Raw genomic sequence first — 22,893 nt, 5'->3', positions numbered from 1 at the left:
GCGGGAGGCGGCCTTTACCCGTGCGCGCCCCAAGGGAGAGATGCATGCGTAAATTCTTGATTGCGTCGGTTGCGGTTGCGGCGTTGGCCGTCGGCGGCTGCCAGGTAAACGAGACTTCGAACCAGTCGGGCACCAGCTCGGCCGAAGCGCCGACCGGCGACTGGCCCTCGTTCGTCAACAATTTCATCGAGGCGACCTTCAAGGCCAATCCCGGCTTCGCGGTGATGCAGGGCCGGCACGAATATGACGGTCAGATCGCGGATCTCTCCCCGGCGGCGATCGACGCCGAGGTCGCGCGGCTGAAGAAGGCGATTTCCGATGCCCAGTCCTTCGGCGACGACGAGCTCACCGCCGAGCAGCGATATCAGCGCGACTATCTGGTCGCGGTGGCCAAGGGCCAGTTGTTCTGGGCCGACCCGGAAGGCGCGGACCAGCTGCACACCAACCCGGCCGCCTATCTCGGCTTCGTCGACCCATCGGTCTACGTGACCGTGCCCTATGCTTCGAAGGAGCAGCGGCTGAAGGCATACATCAAGTTCTTGTCGAACGTGCCGCGCGCGGTCGAGCAGATGCGCTCTAACATCAAGACGCCGATGCCGATCAGCTTCGTCGACTATGCGAAGTCCGCGTTCGGCGGGTTTGCCGAATATTATCCGGGCGACGGAACGGCGGCGTGGAAGGGCGTCGGCAGCGACGAGGACCAGCAGGCGCTCAAGGCGGCATCCGACAATGCCGTCAAGGCGATGAAGGACACGGTTGCGTGGGTCGAGAGCCAGCGCGCCTCAACCAAGCCGAACTTCGCGCTGGGCAAGGAGAAGTTCCAGCGGATGCTGGCCGACACCGAGATGGTGACGACGCCGGTGGAGGAGCTCGAACGGATCGGCCGCGCGGACCTCGAATCCAACCAGAAGCTGCTGAAGGAAGCGTGTGCGCGCTACGCAGCGGGCAAGACGATCCCCGATTGCATGGCAAAGATGAACTCCGACAAGCCCGAAGGCGGGCCGGTCGCGGAAGCGCGGCGGCAGCTCCCGACGCTCAAGCAGTTCATCATCGACAAGGACATTGTGACGATTCCGGGACCGGAAGAAGCGAAGGTCGAGGAATCGCCGCCCTACAACCGGCAGAACGGCGCCTACATCAACATCCCGGGGCCGTACGAAAAGAACCTGCCGTCGGTCTATTACATCTCTCCGCCGGACCCGACCTGGTCGAAGGCGGCGCAGGAAGCCTACATCCCGGGCAAGGCGGATCTGCTGTTCACCTCGGTCCATGAAGTGTGGCCGGGCCACTTCCTCAACTTCCTGCACGCCAACCGGTCCAAGGACATGTTCGGCCGCGTGTTCGTCGGCTACGCCTTCGCGGAAGGCTGGGCGCATTATTCGGAAGAGATGATGCGGCAGGCGGGCGTGGGCGGCGGCACGGACGAGGTGCTGATCGGTCAGCTGTCGAACGCGCTCCTGCGCGACTGCCGGTTCCTCTCTGCGATCGGCATGCACACCGGGTCGATGACGCAGCAGCAGAGCTACGACCTGTTCCGCAACCAGTGCTATCAGGACGAAGGCAATGCGAAGCAGCAGGCGGCGCGCGGCACCTACGATCCGGCCTATCTCAACTACACGATGGGCAAGCTGATGATCCGCAAGCTGCGCGACGACTGGACCGCGACCCGTGGGGGGCAAAAGGCGTGGAAGGCGTTCCACGACCAGTTCCTCAGCTACGGCGGCCCGCCAATCCCGCTGGTCCGCCAGCAGATGATGAACGGCAAGGCGGAAGCGGTTTTCTGATGCCTTGCGTTCTTGCTTCGTTCCGGTAGGTTCGAAGCGATATGGCGAAGCCCAAGACGCGTTATGTGTGCCAGTCCTGCGGCTCGGTTGCGAGCCGCTGGCAGGGCCAGTGCACGGACTGCAGCGAGTGGAACACGCTCGTGCAGGAGAGCGCGGAGGTGTCGAGCATCTTCGCCGCCAAGCATAACCTGCAGGGCGGCGGGCGTGTGATTTCGCTCGTCGGGCTCGATCATCCGGTTGCGCTTCCGGAGCGAATTTCGACAGGCATCGCCGAGTTCGACCGCGCGATCGGCGGCGGCATCGTCCCGGGCTCGGCCATGCTGGTCGGCGGCGATCCGGGCATCGGCAAGTCGACCTTGCTGCTGCAGGTCTGCGCGGACCTCGCCGCGAAGGGGCGCGGCGTCATCTATGTCTCCGGTGAGGAGTCGGCGGAGCAGGTGCGGCTTCGCGCCGTGCGGCTCGGCCTCGGCAAGGCGCCGGTGCGGCTGGCGTCGGCGACGTCGGTTCGCGATATCCTGACGACGCTCGGCGACAATGGCGGCGCGGACCTGCTCGTCATCGATTCCATTCAGACGATGCATTCCGACCTGATCGAGGGCGCGCCCGGCACGGTCAGCCAGGTTCGCGCCTCCGCGCAGGAGCTGGTGCGGTTCGCCAAGGAGCACGGAACCGCGCTGATCCTCGTTGGCCACGTCACCAAGGACGGCACGATCGCCGGCCCGCGCGTGCTCGAACATATGGTCGACACGGTGCTGAGCTTCGAAGGCGAGCGCAGCCACCAGTACCGCATCCTCCGCGCCATCAAGAACCGCTTCGGTGGCACCGACGAGATCGGCGTCTTCGCCATGGAGCGCGAGGGGCTGACCGAAGTCCCGAATCCGTCGGTGCTGTTCCTGACCCAGCGCGGCGAGCCCGTCAGCGGCACGAGCATCTTCCCCGCGCTGGAAGGCAGCCGACCGGTCCTGGTGGAGATCCAGGCGCTGACCGTGCGCCTCGCCAGTGGAGCCACGCCGCGCCGTGCTGCCGTAGGCTGGGACAGCGGCCGCCTCGCCATGATCCTTGCCGTGCTGGAAGCGCGCTGCGGCCTCAGCTTCGCGACGGCTGAAGTCTATCTCAACGTTGCGGGGGGATATCGCTTGACCGATCCCGCAGCCGACCTCGCGGTGGCGGCGGCGCTGATCTCGGCAATGTCGGAGCGGCCGGTGCCGAACGAGTGCATTGTCTTCGGCGAGATCGCTCTGTCCGGCGAGGTCCGGCAGGTCGCGCACGCTGGCCTGCGCCTGAAGGAAGCGGCCAAGCTCGGGTTCGAGCGCGCCTGGGCGCCGTCCGGCGCGAAGGAGGCGGAAGGCATCTCCACGGCCGGCTTCGGCAACGTCCGCGCGCTCGTGGATCAGATACTCGGTCGCTAATCCCCGATTGCGACCTGCCCGCCGTTGCTCGAGTTCGCCGGCACGGGCAATTCCATCCGGCTGTTCTTCCTAAGCCAGGCGTTGGTGCCGCCGATTCCGTGGAACGAGAATTCGAGGTCGGCCCGCCGTGGCAACTTGGAGACGCAGATCCGGTCCTTCTCGCCCATGTGGTTGAGCAGGTACTGCTTGAGCGCTCCAGCCGTGAAAGGCGCATTGACCAGATAAGAGGATTGCAGGACCTGATGGCCCTTCAGCTTGGCTATGGCTTTGCGGAGTGCGGGAAGCTGGTCGACGCTTCCCCCGTCCTGAACCTCGAAGCTGACCACGTACACAGGCATCCTGAACTCCCGTCCAGAAGTGTCGTGGCGTCCCTTTTATCCATGATACACAAATCGTTAGCGCCTCGCCACAATTACCGCGGGCAGTCTCCTCCGTCTTGGCGTCAGGACCGAGGCAGAGAAGCCGGGGCCGGCCGCGCTTTTTCTCGAATAGGCGGGACTGGCGCACCGCAAGGCCGTCGGCTAGCCGATGCCTGAATGAGCGCGCTCGACATCTTCGTGATCGTATTGCTTGGCGGCGGGGCCCTGCTCGGGCTCGTGCGCGGGCTGGTGCACGAGCTCCTCTCGCTGATGGCCTGGGTCGTGGCGATCGTCATGCTGCGCCTGTTTCACGCACCGATCTCCGCCGCGCTGACCGAGCCGGTGGGCACGGCGACCGGAGCCGCGGTGCTCGCCTTCGCCATCCTCTTCCTGCCGAGCTTCCTGTTCATGAAGCTGCTGGCGAGGTCGATCGGCAAGAGGTCGCGCAGCTCGGTGCTCGGCCCGTTCGACCGCGTGCTCGGCGGCGGCTTCGGCATGCTCAAGGGCCTGCTCGCCGCGACGCTCTTCTTTCTGCTCGCGAACCTGGCGACGGATCTGGTCTACGGGCCCGATGCCGAGCGGCCCGACTGGATGCGCAATTCGCGGACCTATCCGCTCCTCAACGCAAGCGGCCGGGCGGTCGTCGACTGGGTCGAGACACGTCGCAAGGGCAGCGAGCAGCTCGAAGAAGCGCAGAACCTCGAAGAAGCCCAGAATCTGGAGACGAAGGAGTGATCCGCCTGCATGACACGATGACGCGCCAGAAGCGGGACTTCGTGCCCGCCGACCCTAAGCGCATCACCATGTATGTGTGCGGACCCACGGTCTATGGCCGCGCGCACATCGGTAATGCGCGGCCAGCGGTCGTGTTCGACATGCTCGCGCGGCTGATCCGGCACGAGTTCGGCGCGGACAGCCTCGTCTATGCGCGCAACGTCACCGATGTGGACGACAAGATCATCGCCTCGGCGGAGAAGGAAGGCGTCGACCCCTCGGTGATCACCGCTCGCTACGAGCATTTCTACCTGGAGGACATGGGCGCGCTCGGCGTGAACCCGCCCGACCTCGCTCCGCACGCGACGCAGGAAATCCCGGCGATGGTCGCAATGATCGAGCGGCTGATCGAGAACGGCAACGCCTACGAGGCGGAGGGCCACGTCCTCTTCAGCGTGCCGAGCGACGCGGACTATGGCGCGCTCAGCAAACGTGACCGCGAGGCAATGATTGCCGGCGCCCGCGTGGAGGTCGCGCCTTACAAGCGGGACCCTGCGGACTTCGTCATGTGGAAGCCGAGCCCGGAAGGTGTCATCGGCTGGGACTCGCCGTGGGGCAGGGGCCGGCCCGGCTGGCACGTCGAATGCTCGGCGATGATCGCGCGGCACCTCGGCGAGACGATCGACATCCACGGCGGCGGTCTCGACCTCATCTTTCCGCACCACGAGAACGAGATCGCGCAGAGCCGCTGCGCGCACGGCGGAGCGCCGCTCGCCCGCGTCTGGGTGCACAATGGATTCGTCGACATGGGCAGTGAGAAGATGTCCAAATCGCTCGGCAATATCATCACGCCGGCGGAGCTGCTCGAGCAGGGCCATCGCGGCGAGACGCTGCGTCTCGCGCTGCTTTCGGCCCACTATCGCCAGCCCCTGCCGTGGACGGAGAGCCTGATCGCGCAGGCGAAGGCGACCCTCGATCGGCTCTATCGCGTGGCCGGTGAGGCCGAAGCGGGCGAGGTCGACGAGGGCGTCGTCGAGGCGCTCCGCGACGACCTGAACACGCCGCTGGCGCTGTCACGGCTCTCGGCCATCGAGGATCCCGCTACGTTGAAGGCCAGCGCTGCATTGCTCGGCCTGCTCGGCGCTTCCGCGGAGGAGTGGTTCAAGGGTGGCGGCGATGCCGATGCGATCGAGGCGCGCATTGCCGAGCGGGCGGAGGCGAAAAAGAACCGCGACTTTGCTACGGCGGACCGCATCCGTGACGAGCTGAAGGCGGATGGCATCCTGTTGGAAGACGGGTCTTCGGGCACCACTTGGCGCAAGGAATGAACGCACCCCTCTACACGACCGAGATCCTGCGGCTGGCAGCATCCTTGCCCGAGCCGCGTGGGCTCGATCGGGTAGATGGCGCTGCGGATGAGCGGTCGCCGACTTGCGGCAGCACTCTTCGCGTCGAGGTCCAGCTCGACGACGGGGGTCGCGTGAGAGCGATCTCGCAGACGGTGCATGCCTGCGCGTTCGGCCAGGCCTCCGCCGCTCTCATGGCCGCCAGTGCCGCCGGCAAGTCGCGTGACGAGGTGCGAGAGGCGCTCGACGATCTCACCAACTGGCTTGCGGGGAAGAGCGACGAGCCCGGCTCGTGGCTAGGTCTGCAGACGTTGGCGCCCGCGCGGTCGCGCAAGTCGCGCCATGGCGCGATCCTCCTCCCGTTCAGGGCACTTGCATCGGCAATGGAGCGAGCAGGCGGATGACAACGACACCCGCCGAACTCGTTGCCAACAGCACCCTGATCGCCGGAGCCATCATGCTCGGCTCTGCGCTCTTCTTCGTCACTCTGTTCCGCAAGCTCGGGCTCGGTGCCACCCTGGGCTACATCGTCGCCGGAGCGATCATCGGGCCGAACCTGCTCGGCCTCATCGGGCAGGCCGACGCGATCATGTCGGTGTCGGAAATCGGCATCGCCTTCCTGCTCTTCCTGGTCGGTCTGGAGCTGAACCCGAGCCGCCTGTGGCGGCTGCGCAGGGACATCTTCGGCCTCGGCCTGATCCAGGTGCTGCTGTGCGGCGTCGCGCTCGCCGTGCTGATCCATTTCGCCCTGGACTTCAGCATTGAGGCGAGCATCGCCATCGGCCTCCCGCTTGCGCTCTCGTCGACCGCGCAGGTCCTGCCGATGCTGCGCAACACCGGCCAGCTCAACCATCCACGCGGCGAGCGAGCCTTCTCGGTCCTGCTGTTCCAGGACCTGTCGATCGTTCCGATGATCACGATCATCGCCGCCATGTCGCGGGCGCCGGCCGATCCGGGGACTCCTCCCGGCTGGCTGCTGACGCTCTACACGGTGGGCGCGATCATCGGCCTCGTGGTGGCCGGCCGCTTCATCCTCAATCCGCTGCTGCGGCTGGTCGGCCGCTTCGGCGAGCGCGAGCTGTTCGTCGTCGTCGGCTTGTTCACGGTCATGGCGAGCGCGGCGCTGATGCACTCGCTTCACCTGTCGACCGCGCTCGGCGCATTCATCGCCGGCGTGGTGCTCGCGGAATCGCCGTACCGGCACGAGCTGGAAAGCGACGTTGAGCCATTCCGCTCGATCCTGCTCGGCCTGTTCTTCCTCTCGGTCGGCATGCTCATCGACTTCGGCGCGGTCGCAGCGCGGCCCGGCCTGGTGTTCGGCCTCGCGGTCGGGATCATCGTCGTGAAGGCGGTCCTGATCTCCGGAATCGCTTTCCTTTTCGGCATGCGAAAGGGGCGCGCCATCTGGCTCGGCCTGCTGCTCAGCCAGGCCGGCGAATTCGGCTTCGTCCTGTTCGGGCAAGCGGCGGACGCACAGCTCATCACGGTCGAGGCGGCGTCGCTGTTCAGCGCCGTCGTCACCCTGACCATGGTCTCGACGCCGTTCCTGATGGTGGTGATCGAATGGATCCTGCGGCGGCTTCCCGAACCCGCCGTCGACCTCGACGGACCGGAGCACTCGCCCGAGACCAACGCCATCGTCGTTGGGTACGGCCGCTTCGGCCAGACGGTCGCGCAGATGCTCATGGCCAAGCAGATCCCGGTCACGATCATCGACAGCAAGGCTTCGCAGATCGAACTCAGCGAGGAGTTCGGGACGAAAGTCTATTACGGCGACGGCACACGCCTAGACCTGCTGCGGACCGCGGGTGCGGAGACCGCCGAGGGCATCATCTTCTGCCAGAACCCCCAGGAACTGACGAAGGACAAGCTGGAGGCCGTATTCGAATCCTTCCCGCATGCAGCAATCATGGCCCGGGTCTACGACCGGCTGCAGGTCATCGAGTTCGACGGCCTCGACCTCGCGGTGTGCCAGCGCGAGCTTTACGAAAGCGCGGTCGTCATGGGGCGAAAGGCGCTGATGAAGCTCGGCGTTTCGCGGCGTGAGGCGGAGCGCGTCGAGCGCGAATATCGTGAGCGGGACCTCGAAAGGCTGGAGGCGCAGACCGTCACCGGCGATCTCCACGCCAAGTCCGACCGCAGCTTCGGAGTGGACCGTCCGCTTCCGGACGAGGTCGCGGACCCGGCCTAGCTCGCCGCTTGGCGGTCCTGGCCGTCCAGATGCTTCTCTATCGCGGTAACGATCGATTCGACGACTTCGCCATGCGCCGCGCTGCCGCTGGTCACGCGGATGTGGGCCTCGGCGTAGGACGGGCCGCGCTCCTCTGCGAGCCGTTCCAGCGTGCGCTTGGGGTCGCCGTTGCGAAGCAGCGGGCGCGTGTCGCGGCGGGACGTCCGGTTGGCAAGGATCTCGACCGGCGCGTCGAGCCAGATGGTGATGGCGCGCTCGTTCAACAGGCTTCGCGTGCGCGGATCGACGAAGGCTCCGCCGCCGGTGGCGATGACCCGGACTTCGCCGTCGATCAGGCGGGCGACGAGTCGGCGCTCCCCGTCGCGGAATTCCGCCTCGCCGAAGCGCTCGAAGATTTCCGCGGCGGAGCAGCCCGCCGCGCTTTCGATCGCTTCGTCCGTGTCGATGAACTCCAGGCCGAGCCGCCGCGCCAGGCGACGGCCGACGGTCGACTTGCCGGCACCCATCAGGCCGACAAGAACCAGCGGACGATCGAGGCGATCTGACAGCTTTCCCACCGGCAGGGCTATACAGCGGCGGGGCGGGGCGGCAAAAGCGGTCGCGTTCCAATTCCAACAGACGCGAGTGCCATGCCGCGAGCCGTAATCGTCCTTGTCGTCCTCCTCCTCTTGATCATCGGGCTGATGTTCTTCTTTTCGAGGCAGGCGGGTGAAGTGCCCACGAAAACCATCGAGACCGAGGTCACTGCCACTTCCAATGCAAGCTAGCCGCCTGCTCGCGGCGGGGGCCGCAATTGCGCTGGCGATTCCCGCGCTGGCGCAGGTGGCCACGCCGTCCAACGTCGCGACTCCCGCTCCCGCGCCGACGCCCGCACCGGCCCAGCCGGCGCCGAGCGGCACGCTGACGACGCCGACACCTTCGGCGGCCCCCGATTCCGTCGGCGAGGTCCAGGTCGGCGTCACCGACGGCACTCCGATCGAGCTGGTCCGGGAAGTCGCTCCGCCGGTCGAATATCCCGATCACGCGCGCCGCGATCCGCGGTTCGCCGGGCGCCTCGATGCCGCAGACCTCGGGCTAGACGCCGCTCCGTTCGGCGGCGCCAGCGGGGCTTACGTCGCCACGCTGATGCGGCGGATGCAGACTCCGCTGGCTTCGCGCTGGGCGCATATCGCGTTGCGCAACGTGCTGCTCGCCCGCGTGCCGGCACCGCGCAACATCAATCCCGTCGACTGGACGGCGGAGCGCGCCTGGCTGCTCGTGCGCATGGGCGAGGCGGACAGCGCGCGCATGCTCGTGTCCAGCGTCGACGTCGACCGCTTCACGCCGCGCATGTTCCAGGTCGGCGTCCAGAGCGCTCTCGCCAATGCCGATCCGGCGGGTCTCTGCCCGTTGGAGCAGGGCATCGAGAAGGTCGAGCCCAACATCTACCAGCTGGTCGACGCCATGTGCTCCGCGCTCGCGGGTGAACCGGAGGCAGCCGCCGAGCAGGTGGACTCCGCGCGCCGCCGCGGCCGCGTTCGTGGCATCGATCTCGAGCTTGCGCAGAAGGTCGTTGGCGCTGGCGGCAATACGCGCCGCGCAGTGACGATCGAGTGGGAGCCGGTCGACCGGCTCGACACGTGGCGGTTTGGCCTTGCCACCGCGACGGGGATGACTTTCCCCGATCGCCTGATCAACGATGCGCCGCCGCAGCTCCGCGCCTGGCAGGCGGCGGCTCCGATGCTTGCGCCGCAGGACAGGCTGGCCTCAGCGCAGATCGCGGCGGGGCTCGGCGTCTTCTCATCGCAGTCGCTCGTCGATCTCTATTCGCTGATCTATGAAGCGACGAGCCCGGACGATTTGCCGGACACGCCGGCGTGGCAGCTGCGGCTGGCGTTTGTCGGCAAGGACCTCGACACCCGGCTCGGCGCGATGCGCAAGCTGTGGGACGCGTCGAAAGACCCGCTCCAGGCGGAGGCCGCGCGCGCGATGCTCGGCAAGGCGGCGGCGCTCGTGACGCCGAGCAAGGACCTGCAGACCGACGCGCCCAACCTGATCGCATCGATGCTGGCCGCCGGATACGATCGCGACGCGGCGCGCTGGGCACGCGCGGTCAATCAGATGGACGACCAATATGCCGACCAAGCCTGGGCGATGCTCGCTCTCGGCGCGCCGGACGGCACGAGCAACGTCGACGTCAGCGCCGGCCGGATCAGCAAGTTCATCGATCGGGACAATAGCGAGGGAAAGAAGCGCAGTGCCTTGCTCGTCGCGGGTCTCGCGGGTCTTGGCCGGATCGACACGGCGACGGCAGGCCGACTCAGCAACCGTCATGGCCTCCGCCTGGGACACCGATCGAGTTGGACGAAGCTCATCGACCGCGCTGCAGCCCTCGGACAGTCGGGAACGGTCCTCGTCATGACCGGCACGGGCCTGCAGGCGGCGACCTTTGCTGACATCCCGCCCGCGCACGTCTTCCACTCGGTCGCCGCGCTGAAGCGCACCGGTCAGGACTACACCGCCCGAATGATCGCTGCGGAAGCGCTCGCACGGACGTGATCCTGGCGTGACCTTCGAAGACCGGGCGCTCGTCGATCGATTCCTCGACATGATGGCGGCCGAGGCGGGGGCTTCGCGCAATACCTTGCTGGCCTACCGCACCGACCTCGAGCGGGCAGCGGACGGGCTCGGACAGCCCATCGGGACTGCGGGCAGCGACGTGCTGTCGAAGCTCGGCGAACAGTGGCGCGACCTCGCGCCATCCACGGTCGCGCGGCGCTCGGCGGCGCTGCGGCGGTTCTACGGCTTCCTGTTCGACGAGGGACTTCGGAAGGACGATCCGTCGGGTGCTTTGCCGAAGCCGACGCTTCAACGGCCGCTGCCGAAGATCCTCGATTCCAACGAGGTCACCGCTCTGTTCGAAGCGGCGGAGGCCCGGGCGGCGAGCGACGAGCCGCTGGCGGTCCGAAACCTGACGCTGCTGGAATTGCTCTACGGATCGGGCCTGCGCGCAACCGAGCTCGTCAGCCTCCCACGCGGCGCGCTCCGCACCGGCCAGCCGTTCATGGTCCTGCGCGGCAAGGGATCGAAGGAACGGCTCGTACCCATCTCCAGCCGTGCCGAGCAGGCGGTCGTGCGCTGGCGAGAGCATGTTCCGACCGGCTCGCTATGGCTGTTTCCGAGCGGGAAGACGCATCTCAGCCGCATCAGGCTCTACCAGATCGTCCGGGCGATGGCGGCGGATGCGGGAATCCCGCCCGAGCGCATCAGCCCGCACGTCCTTCGGCATGCCTTCGCCACGCATCTGCTCTCGGGAGGAGCGGACCTGCGGGTCGTCCAGTCGCTGCTGGGCCATGCCGACATTGCGACGACCCAGATCTACACGCACGTCGACAGCGCCCGGCTGATCCAGCTGGTCAACACCAAGCATCCTTTGGCGGACCGTCGTTGACGCTAACGGCAAGCCGCCCTACCCGCGCGGTCAAATGGCATTGAACACCTACCTCGAATTCGAAAAGCCGATTGCCGAGCTCGAAACGCGCGTCGCGGAGCTCAAGGAGACGGCGAACTCCGGCGACCTCGATCTCGATGCGGAAATCGGCCGGCTCGAGGCGAAATCCTCGAAGCTGCTGCGCGAGACCTATGCGAAGCTGACGCCGTGGCAGAAGGCGCAGGTGGCCCGTCATCCGGAACGGCCGCACTTCAAGGACTATGTCGCCGGGCTGACCGACGACTTCGTTCCGCTCGCGGGGGACCGCGGTTTCTCCGACGATCCCGCGATCCTCGGCGGTCTCGCCACGATCGGCGGCCGCAAGGTGTTGCTCCTTGGGCATGAGAAGGGCGACGACACCGCCTCGCGCCTCAAGCACAATTTCGGGATGGCCAAGCCCGAGGGCTATCGCAAGGCGATCCGCCTGATGAAGCTCGCCGACCGCTTCGCTCTTCCGGTCGTCAGCCTGGTCGATACGCCCGGTGCCTTTCCGGGCGTGCAGGCGGAGGAGCGCGGGCAGGCGGAGGCCATTGCGCGCGCCACCGAGGAATGCCTCTCGCTCAAGGTGCCGATGATCGCCGTCATCGTCGGCGAAGGCGGGTCGGGCGGAGCGATCGCGATCGCCGCGGCCAACCGCGTGCTCATGTTCGAACATGCGATCTACTCAGTCATCTCGCCGGAAGGCTGCGCGTCGATCCTGTGGCGGACCGCGGACAAGGCCGCCGAGGCTGCGGAAGCGATGCGCATTACGGCGCAGGACCAGCAGGCGCTCGGCGTGGTCGACCGCGTCGTTCCGGAACCGCTCGGCGGGGCGCAGCGCGACCCGCAGGAGGCCATCGCGAACCTCAAGGAAGCGATCCTCGAAGAGCTGTCCGGCTGCTCGAACCTTGGTGGCGAAGAGCTTCTGAAGCAGCGCCGGGCCAAGTATCTCGCAATGGCCTGAACCGGCAACCGCAGGAACCCACACAGTCATCTCTCGTTCAAATCGCTTCGGGTCAGTTACGTGCCCGTAGCGAATTCGAGAGGTGGTTCATGCGGTCTGCGTTCCTTGTTCTCGGCAGCATCGCCATGGTGGCTGTGCCGACGGCGTCCTCGTCGCAAATGGCGGGGCGTCCGCTCAATCCGCGTTACGTCCAGGAAGCCCAGCAGGATCATCCGAAGCTGCTCGCCGAATTCGGGGGTGCAGAGACCGGGCCGCGCGCCAACTATGTCGACGGCGTCGGACGGCGGGTTGCCTCGTTCTCTGGAGTCACTCCGGGGGCCTACCGCTTCACCGTCCTGAATTCCGCCGTCGAGAACGCCTTCGCGGTCCCCGGCGGATACGTCTACATAACCCGGCAGCTGATGGGGCTGATGGACGACGAGTCACAGCTCGCCTTCGCGCTCGGCCATGAGGTCGGCCACGTCGCCGCCAACCATGCACAGGCCCGCGAATCCTACGCTAGCCGCAGTTCGGTGCTTGGCGTGCTCGGTGCCATCCTCGGTAGCGTCGTCGGCGGTGGACTCGGCAGCGCGGTCGCGCAGATGGCGCAAACCCGCTCGCAGCTCGCGACGTTGAGCTTCTCGCGCGACCAGGAATATCAGGCGGATACTTTGGGCCTGCGCTACATCACCGCGGCGGGCTACGATCCGGGGGGAGGCGCCGGCGTTCTTACCGCGATCACCCGCGCGACGGCGCTGGAGGCTCGCGTGCAGGGCCGCACCGGCCGCCAAACTCCGGAGTGGGCTAGCACCCACCCGCTGAGCGAGAATCGCGTGCAGCGGGCCCTTAATGAGGCTCGGCAGACCGGGCACCTCGGCCAGGGCATGCGCAACCGCGACCAGTTCCTCGCGAACGTGCAGGGCATGTACGTCGATGACGATCCCGCGCAGGGCATCATCGACGGACGGACGTTCACCCATCCGGACCTGAAGATCTTCTTCGCCGTTCCGCCCGGTTACCTGATGCAGAACGGAACGACGGCGGTGACGATCAGCGGTTCCGGCGGGAAGGCCCAGTTCAGCGGCGGCCGCTATTCCGGCAACCTCGACAATTACATCTATCGCGTGCTGCAGGGCCTGACCGGCGGCGAGATCCCCTTGCAGATGGGTCCGACGCAGCGGACGATGATCAACGGCATTCCAGCCGCCTACAACGTCTCCCGCGCGAATACCTCGTCAGGTCCGGTGGACGTCAGCGTCTTCGCCTATCAATGGGGACCGGACACGGTCTACCACTTCGTGATGCTCAGCCGCGGCGGGCAGGGCATCGGGCCGTTCGTTCCGATGGTGCAGTCGATCCGGCGCATCTCGCCGGCGGAGGCGGCGGCGATCCGGCCGCGGATCATCGATGTGTGGACGGTGCGTCCGGGCGACACGGTGCAAGGGCTCGCGAGCCGGATGGCCTATCGCGACTTCCAGCTCGACAGGTTCCTGTCGCTTAATGGATTGCAGGCTAACTCCCGCCTCGTCCCCGGTCAGAAGGTCAAGTTGATCGTTTACGGCTCCAGACGTGCGTGAAGTCCTGCGGCATTTTCAGCCGCAGGTCCTCACATCGAATTCTGCACGTTGCTCTGAATCTTGCCCCACAGGCCTCCCATGCCTCCGCCCATGGCGGAAAGGCCGCCCATCATCGCAACGATGATGAGAGAGGCGATGAGTCCGTATTCGATCGCGGTTGCTCCCGTCTGGTCGGCAAGGAGCCTGCGTAAAGTCATTCGGATAGCGATCACGCCACCCTCCTCTGGTCCACGTCCACGAGGCCTGAATAGTCGTAACGGGTTAACAAGTGATGCGGCGCAGAGGTTAACGGACCCTCATCCACTTCAACCGTGCGGCGTCCACGCCGCGAAGTGGATCAGCTCGAAGCGCTCGGTCACACGGCCGCTCTCCGCTTCCAAAGCGAACTGATTAACCGCAGCCGTGACCGCTTCGCGCGTCAGCGGCTTGCGGGATCGGGCGGTCAGGAGGTTGGTCGCGCCCATCGCCCGCAGGTCGCGGACCAGGTCCCAAAGGCTCGTGTAGCTGACGTTTACGCGATCGACGTCGACGACGGGCATGGCAAAGCCGGCATCGCTGAGAAGGCCCGCGACCGCGGACGGCTCGACCCGGGGATGGACATGCGGCGTTGCGGCCCCCGTCTTTTCGTCTGCGGCGCGCATGGCGGAACGCAGCGCGGGAAGGGTATCGCCGCCTGCAAAGGCGCCGAGCAGCAGCGAATCCTCCTGCAGGGCGAAGCGCAGCGTCAGCAGAGCGGTCGGCAGATCGTTGACCGTGTCGAGCCATCCGATGGCGATGCACAGGTCGTAGGCGCCCGGCTGCACCTGCATCAGCGCGTCCGGGTCGATCACGTCCACTGCATCGCACTGTTCCAGCAGCCGCTCCCGCCATTGCGGGCTGGCGTCGCCGACGAACAGTGCGGACCGGAAGCGGCGGCTGACCAGCGAGAGGCGATCGACGACATCCTCGAACGCGCGGTCGTGAAGGAAGCGCTCCGGCCCCTTGCGGTCGGCGCGTGCACGGCGAAGCGCGCGCAGCTTTTCATCGAACAGGTCGGCCACGGCGCGCTTGTGCGGCGACGGCGGAGCGGCGACAAGATGCGAGTGAGGGTGCGTTCAACGATCAACACTGCGCTGAAGGCGGTGCTGGATTTTGCTCTGCCGCCGCGCTGCGCCGGTTGCGGAGCGATCGTGGCCGACGTCCACAGCTTCTGCGGCGATTGCTGGTCGCAGGTCGAATTCCTGGGCGAGAGCGGCTGCATGACGTGCGGGATGCCGCTCGAAGCGACGGACGCGGAGCTTTGCGGCGTTTGCGTTGCAAAGCCTCCGCGCATCGAGCGCACGCGATCGGCGGTTGCGTACGACGAGCTTTCGCGGAGCATCGCCATCCGGCTCAAGTACGGCCGCAAAGTTGCGCTCGCGCGGACGATGGCGCGCTTCATGGCGCCGCTCGTCCGCCCCGAGCACGATCCCGTCCTCGTGCCGGTGCCGCTCCATCGCGGCCGCCTGTGGCAGCGCGGATTCAACCAGTCCTTGCTGGTCGCGAACGAGATCGCCCGCGCCACCGGATTGCGGTCCGAAGCGCGGCTTCTGCGGCGAACGAGGTCCACGCCCGCCCTGAAAGGCATGAGCATCGCCCAGCGGCGAAAGACCGTCGCGGGAGCGTTCGCCGTCGATCCGGCGGCGGACCTTCAGGGGCGTACGGTCGTTCTCGTCGACGACGTGCTCACGACCGGAAGCACCGCCAATGCCTGCGCCAAGGTATTGAAAAAAGCCGGTGCCGCCCGAATTGAGCTGGTAAGCTGGGCGCGAGTGATCAAGCCGACGCAATTGACTTGAGAGGAGTGAGGTGAGCGTGGTCCGGGTGGAGATGTATGTGAAGTCGGCCTGTCCCTTTTGCTATCGGGCGCAGCTGCTCCTGGATGCCAAGGGCGTCGACTATGAGCTGTACGAGCTGACCTGGGGCAGCCCGTTGCGTGAGGAGATGGTCCAGCGCGCGTCCGGACGGACGACCGTCCCGCAAATCTTCATCAACGGAACGCATGTCGGCGGGTGCGACGATCTTTATGCGCTGGACCAGCAGGGCAAGCTGGAGCAATTGCTGGCCGCCTGATGGTTCGGATCGCACTCTTCCAGTCCACGACGGGCGTCGACCCCGCAGCAAGCGCGGAGCGGCTGGTCCGCGCCGTGCGCGAGGCTGCTGACGGCGGAACGGCCATGCTGTTTACGCCCGAGATGTCGGGGCTTCTCGACCGGGATTCGGAGCGCGCGGCGCACAATGTGCGGCTCGAGGAGAATGACGAGGTCCTTGCCGCCGTCCGCGATGCCGCGCGCGAGCATGGCATCTGGGTCCATATCGGCTCGCTCGCCATCAGGACCGAGGGCCGTCAGCTCGCCAATCGCGCGTTCGTGATCGACCCGCGCGGCGAGATCCGCGCGCGTTATGACAAGATCCATCTGTTCGACGTCGACCTTCCAACGGGCGAGAGTTGGCGCGAGAGCAACACCTACAAGCATGGCAGCGAAGCCGTGGTCGTGACCGGAACGCCGGTCGGCACCTTGGGCCTCGCCATCTGCTACGACCTGCGCTTCCCGGCTCTCTTCTCGCGGCTTGCGGAAGCGGGTGCGGACGTGATCGCGGTGCCTGCCGCGTTCACCGTGCCGACCGGCCGAGCGCATTGGGAAGTGCTGCTGCGGGCCCGCGCGATCGAGGCGGGGCTGTTCGTCGTCGCTGCCGCGCAGGCGGGACAGCACGAGGACGGGCGCACGACCTACGGTCACTCGCTGGTTGTCGATCCCTGGGGCGACGTGCTTGTCGACATGGCCGAAAATTCCGGCGTCGCCTTCGCGGAGATCGAGCTGAGCCGGATCACCGACGTTCGCGGCCGCGTGCCTGCGCTCAGCCATCGCCGAACCGTCGAGCAGGCGGTCAGCCGGTGATCGTTTTCGACCTTCGGTGCATCGAGGGCGGAGAGGTCTTCGAAGGCTGGTTCAGCTCGACCAGCGACTATCAGGGGCAGCTCGAACGCGGGCTGGTGCAGTGCCCCGTGTGCGGGTCGGCCCAGGTCGAGAAGGCGCCTATGGCGCCGCGCGTCGGCCGATCGACGGCCGCAGAGGACGGCGTCCGCGCGAAGCTCGCTGAGATGGCCGCTATCCAGCAGAAGCTGCTCAGCAATTCCGAATATGTGGGCGAGCAGTTGCCGGAGACGGCGCGCGCCATGCATCTCGGCGAGGTCGAGAAGAAGGCGGTCCACGGGCAGGCGAGCGTTGCTGAAGCCAAGGCGCTGATCGACGAGGGCGTGCCCATCATGCCGCTGCCGCTGCCCATCGTCCCGCCCGGCCAAGTGAATTGATAAAACGGCTGCGGGTGCCTATTCCCGCACCGGATCGGCTCCGTAGCTCAGCAGGATAGAGCGACGGTTTCCTAAACCGCAGGTCGCAGGTTCGAGTCCTGCCGGGGCCACCAACTTGGTTCATGGGCCGATGGGGATATGGCTGTAGAACAGCAGAAAGCGCGCGCCGGAAACATCTTCACGGCACATCCGCGTGCACTCGGAATGACGTGGGCAAGCCACGGGTCGGGAGCAATCAAGATCGGTGCCGAGCTGATCGGGGCCGGGACCGCCTGCATCATTCATGCGATTGTACCTGGATGGTTCACGGAAACTGCCGGCCGGACGGTGATCCGGCTTCACGATCACATGGTGAAGCGGAAAGCCGGCGCAAAGAACCCGAACGCATGGCCCGACTATGAAATCTGACCGGGGTCTCCCGGTAGCGATTATCGGTGGCGGGTTTTCGGGAACGATCGTGGCGGCGCAACTGGCGCGGCGGGGCATCGACAATGTGCTGATCGAAGGCTCGGGCCGGGCAGGGCGCGGCGTCGCTTATTCGACGCGGGAGCCGGCGCACGTGCTCAACGTCTGCGCGGACGTGATGAGCGCGTGGGAAGACGATCTCGACCATTTCGTGCGAGTCGCGGAGGCGGAAGGCGCAACGCGCCGCGACTTCGTGCAGCGAATGCAGTTCGGACAGTATCTGCGCCGCATCCTCGACGAGGCCCTCGCCACCGGCCGGACGCGGCTGGTCCAACGGTTGGCCATGGAGGCGGAGCCGCGCGACGGCGGCTGGCGCGTCAGCCTGGACGGCGGCGAGCAGCTTCAGGCAAGCGCATTGGTCCTCGCGCTCGGCAACCAGCCGCCGGAGCCGCTGCCGTTTGGCGGCGGATCAACGCGGGTCATCGACAACCCGTGGGGACCGGAGGCGCTCGCTGCCATCGAGGACCTGGCGGCCACGAACGAAGACGTCCTGCTGGTCGGGACCGGGCTGACCATGGTCGACGCCGTGCTGTCGCTCGATGCCGCCGGCCATCAGGGACGGATCGTCGCGCTTTCGCGCCGTGGCCTGGTCCCTCGCGGGCACGTGGATTTCGAAGCTGCGCCCGTGGAGCGCGGCGACATCCCCGCGGGCAACGTGCGTGCCTTGTGGCGCTGGCTGCGCCGCCGTTCCGCCCAAGTGGGCTGGCGAGCGGCAATCGATTCCCTGCGTCCGCACAGCCATTGGCTGTGGCAGAGCCTTCCGCAGGATCAGCGGGAAAGGTTCGCTCGGCATGCGCGGCCGTGGTGGGACGTTCACCGCCATCGCATCGCCCCCACCGTTGCGCAGCGCCTTCACGAGCTGATCGCCGAGGGCAGGCTTCAGATCGTCGCCGGCCGCATCCAGTCCGTGCGCGAGGAGCATGACGCCTTGTCCGTGGTCTATCGCCGTCGCGGCAGCTCGACTGTTCAGGACGAGCGTTTCGCCTACATGATCAATTGCACCGGCCCGCTCGGTCGCATCGACCGGACCCGCGATGCCCTGCTGAAAGGCATGCTCGCCGACGGTCTCGCCAGGCCCGACGACATGGGCATTGCGCTCGACGTCGACGAGCACTCGCGGATCGCGGGATCGCAGCGTGCCTGGGCGATGGGACCCCTGACCAAGGGCCGGTATTGGGAAATCATCGCGGTTCCCGATATCAGGGGCCAGGCCGCAGCCGTGGCCGAAGATATTGCGATGGAGCTAAAGCGATGAGCGCGTTCGAACATGGCGAGCCGGAGGACGGGGACCTCGTCAATTCGGGTCCCGCCGTGGAAATTCCGGACGACGTCAGCGAAGCCATCCGCACGCTTATCCGCTGGGCCGGCGACGATCCCGACCGCGAAGGCCTGCTCGACACGCCGCGCCGCGTCGCCAAGGCCTGGAAGGAATATGCCAAGGGCTACGAAGAAGATCCCTGCAAACACCTCAGCCGCACATTCCACGAGGTCGGCGGCTATGACGAGATCGTGCTTTTGAAGGACATACCGTTCCAGTCGCACTGCGAGCATCACATGGCGCCGATCATCGGCAGGGCGGCAATCGCCTATCTGCCGGGTGACAAGGTCGTCGGCATCAGCAAGCTGGCGCGCGTGCTGCACGGCTTTGCGCGGCGGCTTCAGGTTCAGGAGCGGCTGACGGCGCAGGTCGCCGACTGCATCTGGGATCATCTGCAGCCCAAGGGCGTCGCGGTGGTCATCGAGGCGAGCCATGCCTGCATGACGGCGCGGGGAGTGCAGACTCCGGGTGTGATGATGACCACCAGCCGCATGATGGGGACGTTCCGCGCGGACGAGCGGAGCCGCCGCGAAGTGCTCGCGCTGATGGGATACTAACCCATATCAAATGTGAATTTACTTTCGGTTCAACCGGAGTAGTCTCCGCGCCCGGCCGACCTCGCCCGTTTTTGTCTGTGAAGACGGGGCCGACCTGCGAGCGGGCGGCCAATCGGGGTCCCCCTCGGTTATAAGGGGGACGTTCATGAGAACAGTCACGTGCACGGCGATCGCTGCCGCTCTCATCCTGATGGCGCCTGCCTGCAAGCAGCAGGAAACCGCTGCGAGCAACGAACCGGCCGCCGCGACGACCGAAGCTGCCGCTACCGATATCTCGGTGCTCAACGGCACCTGGAAGACCGATCGCGACAGCGTGAAGTTCGAAGGCAAGCCCGACGAATTCGTGCTGAAGGACGGCAAGTTCACCTGCAGCACCTGCATTCCGCCGGTGGATCTCGTGGCGGACGGCCAGTTCCACGAAGTCACCGGCCGGCCCTATGCCGACCACATGTCGATCAAGGCCGTCGACGACAAGTCGTTGGAATGGAAGAGCCAGAAGGGCGGGCGCGATACGTTCGCCGCGACGTTCTCAGTGTCGGCGGATGGCAACACGCTGACCCGCAAGTTCAAGGACATGACGACCCCGAATGCTCCGCCGGTCGAAGGAGCGAGCAGCTCCAAGCGCGTTGGCGCGGCGCCCGCGGGCGCGCATGCCGTTTCCGGCCAATGGATGGCTGAGCACGTCAACGAATATTCCGAGGACGCGCTGAACGCGACCTACAAGGTCGAGGGCAACAAGGTGTCCTGGTCGGGCATGGGCCAGAGCTATACGGCCGAGCTCGGCGGACCCGCCGTTCCTGTGACGGGCGACATCGGCGGAACGACCGTGCAGGTCTCTGTGGAAGGCAATGGCCTGAAGGAGGTTTTCACGCGCGACGGCAAGGTCGTGAGCGAAGCCGTGACGGTGCCGTCGGCCGACGGGCAGTCCGTGACCTGGACCAGCACCGATCCGCGTGACGGGTCGAAGGTCAGCGGAACGGCCAAGAAGACGAGCTAAGGGGGGTGGTGCCGGGCGGCCTAGGGGCGCGGCCGCCCGGCCTTTCATGACACCCTTGCGCGAATTTCGGCGTTGAACGGCCATGGCCAAGACGCCCAAGACATCCGCGCGGAAGCAGAAGCTCAAGGTCTTCCGGACTCCGATCGGCTTTCACGACGCCTATGTCGCGGCGCCGAGCCAGAAGGCCGCGCTCGAAGCCTGGGGCGCGGAAGCGAACCTGTTCGCGCAGAACATCGCCGAGCAGGTCACCGACCCCGAGCTGATGGAAGAACCGCTCGCCAATCCCGGGCAGGTCATCCGCCGGCTGCGCGGCAGCGAGGAGGAGCACGTCGCCGCGCTGGGCAAGCAGAAGCTGCCGAAACGGGTCGAAAAAGCGGAGCCGATCAAGCCTGCTTCACGGGGTCCCAAACCGAGCCGCGACGAGCTGGACGCAGCCGAGGCCGCGCTGGAGAAGGCGGAGAAGAAGCAGCGCAAGGAACTGCGCGAGTTCGACGAGAAGCTGGAGGCGCTGCAGCGCAAGCGTCGGGACCTGCAGCGCAAGCACGAAGCGAAACGGGATGCGCTCGCGGAGGCTCGGGACGAAGCGAAAGCTGCCTACGAAAGAGCGGTGCGGCGCTGGGAGCGTTAACATCCGCAAATTTGGTTACGGCACATCAACAAAACGGTTGTGAGGGTCCACCGCACATGCGATGCAGTGCGGGGGTGCACTCATGGATGATGTCGCCAAGCGACGGGAACTGAACGACAAAATCCTTGAAGGCCTCGCTCAGCTTGAGGCGCACCTCGAGCAACTTCGTCGGCATGGCGTGCAGAGCGAACTGATCGAAGAGATTGAGACGGTTGTGCGGGAAATCAGCGCCGAGAGCCGGCTGTCGTCCTAATGCTTGAGGACGCGCCTGACCTCGAGCTCGTCGAGATTGCGTTCGAGCTCGTCGGCGAGCTTGCGTAAGCTTTGCGCATTGGGAAGCGGATCGACTTCATCCGCCAGCTGACGGCAAAGTTTCACCGTCGCTCTCAATTTATGCAAAGATACAGTCAACGCCACACGCCCCGAATCCGCCCGGTCCATTGTTAGCAGAACTTCCGTTAATTCAAGACGGGTTAAACTGCTGTTACCGCCCATGACGGCCCACTAACTTTCGATGAGTTGGAGCCCCCATCGCCTCGACTTAGTCAGCGGCTGGGATTGTCGCCCCAAAGGCAATTCCCACTGTCGCAAATGGGAGGCGGTCCGGAGCCGGGGAGACACCGGACCGCTTCTTAGCGTTAGCGACGCGGGGGATCAGGGTCATGCCAGTTGCGGGAGTGTCCGGCCGCTCCGGCGGCGCAGCGCGACGCCGGCGACGCCCAAGCCCAGCAGCATCATCGCCCACGTGCCGGCCTCCGGCACTGCCGACAACGGCGTGACAGTCGCGCGGACGACGAAATCGTCGAAGTCGTCGTCCTGGTTCGTCACGCGATCGTCGTAGCCGAGGTAAAAGACCGAGGTCGTGCCGCCCGAAGTGAAGTCCGGACCGATGAAGATGCCGAAGCCGGGATCGCCGATCGTCGCGGATCCTCCGGCCGACGTGCTGAACATGAGCAGGCCGGCGAGATCGCCCGCTGCAAGCATCGAGCTGCCGAGCGCGATGGGCGTGGCGAAGCTGTTCAGGAGCGTCGTCATCTCCGTGTAGGAGACGCCGGGTGCGGAGAAGGTGTCGTCGAGGCTGCTCTCAGTCCCGAGCAGCTCGAAGCTGATCATAGAATCCGCATCGAGAAGGATGGAGGTGCCCGCACCCGTCGCGAGCTGCGTCAGTCCAAGGCCATTCAGGTCCGACTGGAAGTCGTTCGATCCAGGGATCGCGGTCGAACCCGTGAAGTTGATGGTGACTGCGGCACTTGCGGGTGAGCTAGCGGCGAGTAGCCCGGCAAAACCGAGCGCGGCTTTCGTAAGCATATGCATGGCGACGCCTCCGAACTCCGAGAATAGTTGGAGCCGGAACTAGCAAAGCGCCGTTAACCATAACGTTCCTACTGCTGTTCTTTTCGGGGTGAGTGTTTCATTTTGGCACAGTTGCCAGTGCAATGGCGTCGCCGAAATGCTCGTCGCCCGGACGCGTGATTATGGGAAGGCGCCGCTACTGACGTAGGTTCCTAGCAGTGGGCTGGGGTGGCTGGTCAGCGAAGCCTGAGAGACTCGGACCGAGAGCATCAATCCGTCAGACGACGGATTCCTGGTGCGCCTTCTCGCTCTCCCGCTGGGCTCGCATGGTTTCGGTGCGTTCGGCTCGAGCGGCCATCTCCATCCATGCGGCCTCGGCTCGCAGGCAGCGCTCGCGGACGTTGGCAAGTGTGGCTTCAGCCGCCTCCGCGCGCGCAGCTTCGGCGCGAAGCAAATAGGTTTCCCGATCCTTCGATCGGGTTGTTGTGTGGGCTTCGACCATCAAAGATTCCAATCAACTCCCTCGGCCGGCT

The 22,893-nt window shown here is 66.1% G+C and carries 28 protein-coding genes and 1 tRNA gene; 22 read left to right on the top strand and 7 right to left on the bottom strand.

Going from position 1 to position 22,893, the window contains the following annotated elements; all coding sequences use genetic code 11:
* The first annotated feature begins 44 nt into the window (after nucleotides 1-44).
* Nucleotides 45-1,784: a DUF885 domain-containing protein gene (locus LZ016_RS07780; protein ID WP_241446825.1), complete on the top strand. Its 1,740-nt coding sequence runs from the start codon at nucleotides 45-47 to the stop codon at nucleotides 1,782-1,784.
* A gap of 41 nt (nucleotides 1,785-1,825) precedes the next feature.
* Nucleotides 1,826-3,193, top strand: coding sequence for a DNA repair protein RadA (gene radA / locus LZ016_RS07775; RefSeq protein WP_241446824.1), 1,368 nt, complete (start codon nucleotides 1,826-1,828; stop codon nucleotides 3,191-3,193).
* On the opposite strand, the gene LZ016_RS07770 is transcribed toward radA, so the two are convergent.
* Entirely contained in the window at nucleotides 3,190-3,531 is a 342-nt protein-coding gene (locus LZ016_RS07770) for a hypothetical protein (protein WP_241446823.1), read from the bottom strand. The two genes, radA and LZ016_RS07770, sit on opposite strands and share 4 nt — an antisense overlap.
* Nucleotides 3,532-3,729: 198 nt before the next feature.
* On the opposite strand from LZ016_RS07770, the gene LZ016_RS07765 reads away from it, so the two are divergent.
* From LZ016_RS07765 to LZ016_RS07750, 4 genes are read left to right on the top strand one after another with little or no spacing between them, the layout of a single operon-like run.
* On the top strand, nucleotides 3,730-4,287 hold the full coding sequence (locus tag LZ016_RS07765) for a CvpA family protein (RefSeq protein WP_241446822.1): 558 nt from the start codon (nucleotides 3,730-3,732) through the stop codon (nucleotides 4,285-4,287).
* Nucleotides 4,284-5,594, top strand: coding sequence for a cysteine--tRNA ligase (gene cysS, locus LZ016_RS07760; protein WP_366512892.1), 1,311 nt, complete (start codon nucleotides 4,284-4,286; stop codon nucleotides 5,592-5,594). Before LZ016_RS07765 ends, cysS begins: the two co-directional genes overlap by 4 nt.
* Nucleotides 5,591-6,016, top strand: a complete 426-nt coding sequence (locus tag LZ016_RS07755; RefSeq protein ID WP_241446821.1) for an iron-sulfur cluster assembly scaffold protein — start codon at nucleotides 5,591-5,593, stop codon at nucleotides 6,014-6,016. The genes cysS and LZ016_RS07755 overlap by 4 nt, the downstream gene beginning before the upstream one ends.
* Nucleotides 6,013-7,803, top strand: a complete 1,791-nt coding sequence (locus tag LZ016_RS07750; RefSeq protein WP_241446820.1) for a cation:proton antiporter domain-containing protein — start codon at nucleotides 6,013-6,015, stop codon at nucleotides 7,801-7,803. The genes LZ016_RS07755 and LZ016_RS07750 overlap by 4 nt, the downstream gene beginning before the upstream one ends.
* Here the strand turns inward: LZ016_RS07750 and LZ016_RS07745 are convergent.
* Nucleotides 7,800-8,360: a shikimate kinase gene (locus LZ016_RS07745; protein ID WP_366512891.1), complete on the bottom strand. Its 561-nt coding sequence runs from the start codon at nucleotides 8,358-8,360 to the stop codon at nucleotides 7,800-7,802. The two genes, LZ016_RS07750 and LZ016_RS07745, sit on opposite strands and share 4 nt — an antisense overlap.
* Nucleotides 8,361-8,432: 72 nt before the next feature.
* On the opposite strand from LZ016_RS07745, the gene LZ016_RS07740 reads away from it, so the two are divergent.
* The 5 genes from LZ016_RS07740 to LZ016_RS07720 all read left to right on the top strand — a co-directional run bounded on the left by LZ016_RS07740 (nucleotide 8,433) and on the right by LZ016_RS07720 (nucleotide 13,771).
* Complete coding sequence (locus LZ016_RS07740; RefSeq protein WP_241446819.1) at nucleotides 8,433-8,570, top strand: hypothetical protein; 138 nt, start codon at nucleotides 8,433-8,435, stop codon at nucleotides 8,568-8,570.
* Entirely contained in the window at nucleotides 8,560-10,341 is a 1,782-nt protein-coding gene (locus tag LZ016_RS07735; RefSeq protein WP_241446818.1) for a hypothetical protein, read from the top strand. The genes LZ016_RS07740 and LZ016_RS07735 overlap by 11 nt, the downstream gene beginning before the upstream one ends.
* 7 nt (nucleotides 10,342-10,348) lie before the next feature.
* Nucleotides 10,349-11,233, top strand: coding sequence for a tyrosine recombinase (locus LZ016_RS07730; RefSeq protein ID WP_366512890.1), 885 nt, complete (start codon nucleotides 10,349-10,351; stop codon nucleotides 11,231-11,233).
* Nucleotides 11,234-11,273: 40 nt separating this feature from the next.
* Complete coding sequence (locus LZ016_RS07725; RefSeq protein WP_241447481.1) at nucleotides 11,274-12,215, top strand: acetyl-CoA carboxylase carboxyltransferase subunit alpha; 942 nt, start codon at nucleotides 11,274-11,276, stop codon at nucleotides 12,213-12,215.
* Nucleotides 12,216-12,304: 89 nt separating this feature from the next.
* The gene (locus LZ016_RS07720) at nucleotides 12,305-13,771 is read left to right on the top strand and encodes a M48 family metalloprotease (RefSeq protein ID WP_241446817.1); all 1,467 of its coding nucleotides are present in this window, start codon (nucleotides 12,305-12,307) and stop codon (nucleotides 13,769-13,771) included.
* Nucleotides 13,772-13,800: 29 nt separating this feature from the next.
* Here the strand turns inward: LZ016_RS07720 and LZ016_RS07715 are convergent, their stop codons facing one another.
* The gene (locus LZ016_RS07715) at nucleotides 13,801-13,983 is read right to left on the bottom strand and encodes a Flp family type IVb pilin (RefSeq protein ID WP_241446816.1); all 183 of its coding nucleotides are present in this window, start codon (nucleotides 13,981-13,983) and stop codon (nucleotides 13,801-13,803) included.
* A 93-nt stretch (nucleotides 13,984-14,076) separates the two neighbouring features.
* Nucleotides 14,077-14,811 (bottom strand): SAM-dependent methyltransferase, encoded by a 735-nt coding sequence (locus tag LZ016_RS07710; protein ID WP_241446815.1) that lies wholly within the window; start codon nucleotides 14,809-14,811, stop codon nucleotides 14,077-14,079.
* Nucleotides 14,812-14,859: 48 nt separating this feature from the next.
* Between LZ016_RS07710 and LZ016_RS07705 the strand changes: the two genes are divergently transcribed.
* The 11 genes from LZ016_RS07705 (at nucleotide 14,860) to LZ016_RS07655 (ending at nucleotide 21,320) form a co-directional block, all read left to right on the top strand.
* Entirely contained in the window at nucleotides 14,860-15,588 is a 729-nt protein-coding gene (locus LZ016_RS07705) for a ComF family protein (protein WP_241446814.1), read from the top strand.
* A 16-nt stretch (nucleotides 15,589-15,604) separates the two neighbouring features.
* A complete protein-coding gene (gene grxC, locus LZ016_RS07700; protein ID WP_241447480.1) occupies nucleotides 15,605-15,862 on the top strand; it encodes a glutaredoxin 3 in 258 nt (85 codons plus the stop codon).
* A complete protein-coding gene (locus LZ016_RS07695) occupies nucleotides 15,862-16,689 on the top strand; it encodes a carbon-nitrogen hydrolase family protein (protein WP_241446813.1) in 828 nt (275 codons plus the stop codon). The genes grxC and LZ016_RS07695 overlap by 1 nt, the downstream gene beginning before the upstream one ends.
* On the top strand, nucleotides 16,686-17,102 hold the full coding sequence (locus tag LZ016_RS07690; protein ID WP_241446812.1) for a DUF1178 family protein: 417 nt from the start codon (nucleotides 16,686-16,688) through the stop codon (nucleotides 17,100-17,102). Before LZ016_RS07695 ends, LZ016_RS07690 begins: the two co-directional genes overlap by 4 nt.
* Nucleotides 17,103-17,138: 36 nt before the next feature.
* A tRNA-Arg gene (locus LZ016_RS07685) sits at nucleotides 17,139-17,215 on the top strand.
* A 25-nt stretch (nucleotides 17,216-17,240) separates the two neighbouring features.
* A complete protein-coding gene (locus LZ016_RS07680; protein ID WP_241446811.1) occupies nucleotides 17,241-17,510 on the top strand; it encodes a DUF6356 family protein in 270 nt (89 codons plus the stop codon).
* Nucleotides 17,500-18,822, top strand: a complete 1,323-nt coding sequence (locus LZ016_RS07675) for an FAD/NAD(P)-binding protein (RefSeq protein ID WP_241446810.1) — start codon at nucleotides 17,500-17,502, stop codon at nucleotides 18,820-18,822. Before LZ016_RS07680 ends, LZ016_RS07675 begins: the two co-directional genes overlap by 11 nt.
* Nucleotides 18,819-19,442, top strand: coding sequence for a GTP cyclohydrolase I FolE (gene folE / locus LZ016_RS07670; RefSeq protein ID WP_241446809.1), 624 nt, complete (start codon nucleotides 18,819-18,821; stop codon nucleotides 19,440-19,442). Before LZ016_RS07675 ends, folE begins: the two co-directional genes overlap by 4 nt.
* Before the next feature lie 145 nt (nucleotides 19,443-19,587).
* The gene (locus LZ016_RS07665) at nucleotides 19,588-20,439 is read left to right on the top strand and encodes a hypothetical protein (RefSeq protein WP_241446808.1); all 852 of its coding nucleotides are present in this window, start codon (nucleotides 19,588-19,590) and stop codon (nucleotides 20,437-20,439) included.
* Between the two features lie 82 nt (nucleotides 20,440-20,521).
* Nucleotides 20,522-21,067 (top strand): hypothetical protein, encoded by a 546-nt coding sequence (locus LZ016_RS07660; protein ID WP_241446807.1) that lies wholly within the window; start codon nucleotides 20,522-20,524, stop codon nucleotides 21,065-21,067.
* Between the two features lie 82 nt (nucleotides 21,068-21,149).
* Nucleotides 21,150-21,320, top strand: a complete 171-nt coding sequence (locus LZ016_RS07655) for a hypothetical protein (protein WP_241446806.1) — start codon at nucleotides 21,150-21,152, stop codon at nucleotides 21,318-21,320.
* On the opposite strand, the gene LZ016_RS15530 is transcribed toward LZ016_RS07655, so the two are convergent.
* From LZ016_RS15530 to LZ016_RS07645, 3 genes are all read right to left on the bottom strand, one after another.
* A complete protein-coding gene (locus LZ016_RS15530; RefSeq protein WP_277622523.1) occupies nucleotides 21,317-21,445 on the bottom strand; it encodes a hypothetical protein in 129 nt (42 codons plus the stop codon). The genes LZ016_RS07655 and LZ016_RS15530 overlap by 4 nt on opposite strands.
* Before the next feature lie 282 nt (nucleotides 21,446-21,727).
* Nucleotides 21,728-22,381, bottom strand: coding sequence for a PEPxxWA-CTERM sorting domain-containing protein (locus tag LZ016_RS07650; RefSeq protein ID WP_241446805.1), 654 nt, complete (start codon nucleotides 22,379-22,381; stop codon nucleotides 21,728-21,730).
* 256 nt (nucleotides 22,382-22,637) lie between these two features.
* Complete coding sequence (locus LZ016_RS07645; RefSeq protein ID WP_241446804.1) at nucleotides 22,638-22,862, bottom strand: hypothetical protein; 225 nt, start codon at nucleotides 22,860-22,862, stop codon at nucleotides 22,638-22,640.
* Nucleotides 22,863-22,893: the final 31 nt, after the last annotated feature.

Source organism: Sphingomonas telluris (assembly GCF_022568775.1).
Lineage (GTDB): Bacteria > Pseudomonadota > Alphaproteobacteria > Sphingomonadales > Sphingomonadaceae > Sphingomicrobium > Sphingomicrobium telluris.
The sequence above is the reverse complement of the archived record's forward strand: the minus strand, read 5'-3'. Positions and strand labels throughout refer to the sequence as shown.

Excerpts from the sequence above, each read along its gene's own strand:
- LZ016_RS07780 (WP_241446825.1), top strand. The coding sequence starts at position 45 with ATGCGTAAATTCTTGATTGCGTCGGTTGCGGTTGCGGCGTTGGCCGTC.
- radA (WP_241446824.1), top strand. The coding sequence starts at position 1,826 with ATGGCGAAGCCCAAGACGCGTTATGTGTGCCAGTCCTGCGGCTCGGTT.
- LZ016_RS07770 (WP_241446823.1), bottom strand. The coding sequence starts at position 3,531 with ATGCCTGTGTACGTGGTCAGCTTCGAGGTTCAGGACGGGGGAAGCGTC.
- LZ016_RS07765 (WP_241446822.1), top strand. The coding sequence starts at position 3,730 with ATGAGCGCGCTCGACATCTTCGTGATCGTATTGCTTGGCGGCGGGGCC.
- LZ016_RS07755 (WP_241446821.1), top strand. The coding sequence starts at position 5,591 with ATGAACGCACCCCTCTACACGACCGAGATCCTGCGGCTGGCAGCATCC.
- LZ016_RS07750 (WP_241446820.1), top strand. The coding sequence starts at position 6,013 with ATGACAACGACACCCGCCGAACTCGTTGCCAACAGCACCCTGATCGCC.
- LZ016_RS07740 (WP_241446819.1), top strand. The coding sequence starts at position 8,433 with ATGCCGCGAGCCGTAATCGTCCTTGTCGTCCTCCTCCTCTTGATCATC.
- LZ016_RS07735 (WP_241446818.1), top strand. The coding sequence starts at position 8,560 with ATGCAAGCTAGCCGCCTGCTCGCGGCGGGGGCCGCAATTGCGCTGGCG.
- LZ016_RS07720 (WP_241446817.1), top strand. The coding sequence starts at position 12,305 with ATGCGGTCTGCGTTCCTTGTTCTCGGCAGCATCGCCATGGTGGCTGTG.
- LZ016_RS07695 (WP_241446813.1), top strand. The coding sequence starts at position 15,862 with ATGGTTCGGATCGCACTCTTCCAGTCCACGACGGGCGTCGACCCCGCA.
- LZ016_RS07680 (WP_241446811.1), top strand. The coding sequence starts at position 17,241 with ATGGCTGTAGAACAGCAGAAAGCGCGCGCCGGAAACATCTTCACGGCA.
- LZ016_RS07675 (WP_241446810.1), top strand. The coding sequence starts at position 17,500 with ATGAAATCTGACCGGGGTCTCCCGGTAGCGATTATCGGTGGCGGGTTT.
- folE (WP_241446809.1), top strand. The coding sequence starts at position 18,819 with ATGAGCGCGTTCGAACATGGCGAGCCGGAGGACGGGGACCTCGTCAAT.
- LZ016_RS07665 (WP_241446808.1), top strand. The coding sequence starts at position 19,588 with ATGAGAACAGTCACGTGCACGGCGATCGCTGCCGCTCTCATCCTGATG.
- LZ016_RS07660 (WP_241446807.1), top strand. The coding sequence starts at position 20,522 with ATGGCCAAGACGCCCAAGACATCCGCGCGGAAGCAGAAGCTCAAGGTC.
- LZ016_RS07655 (WP_241446806.1), top strand. The coding sequence starts at position 21,150 with ATGGATGATGTCGCCAAGCGACGGGAACTGAACGACAAAATCCTTGAA.
- LZ016_RS07650 (WP_241446805.1), bottom strand. The coding sequence starts at position 22,381 with ATGCATATGCTTACGAAAGCCGCGCTCGGTTTTGCCGGGCTACTCGCC.
- LZ016_RS07645 (WP_241446804.1), bottom strand. The coding sequence starts at position 22,862 with ATGGTCGAAGCCCACACAACAACCCGATCGAAGGATCGGGAAACCTAT.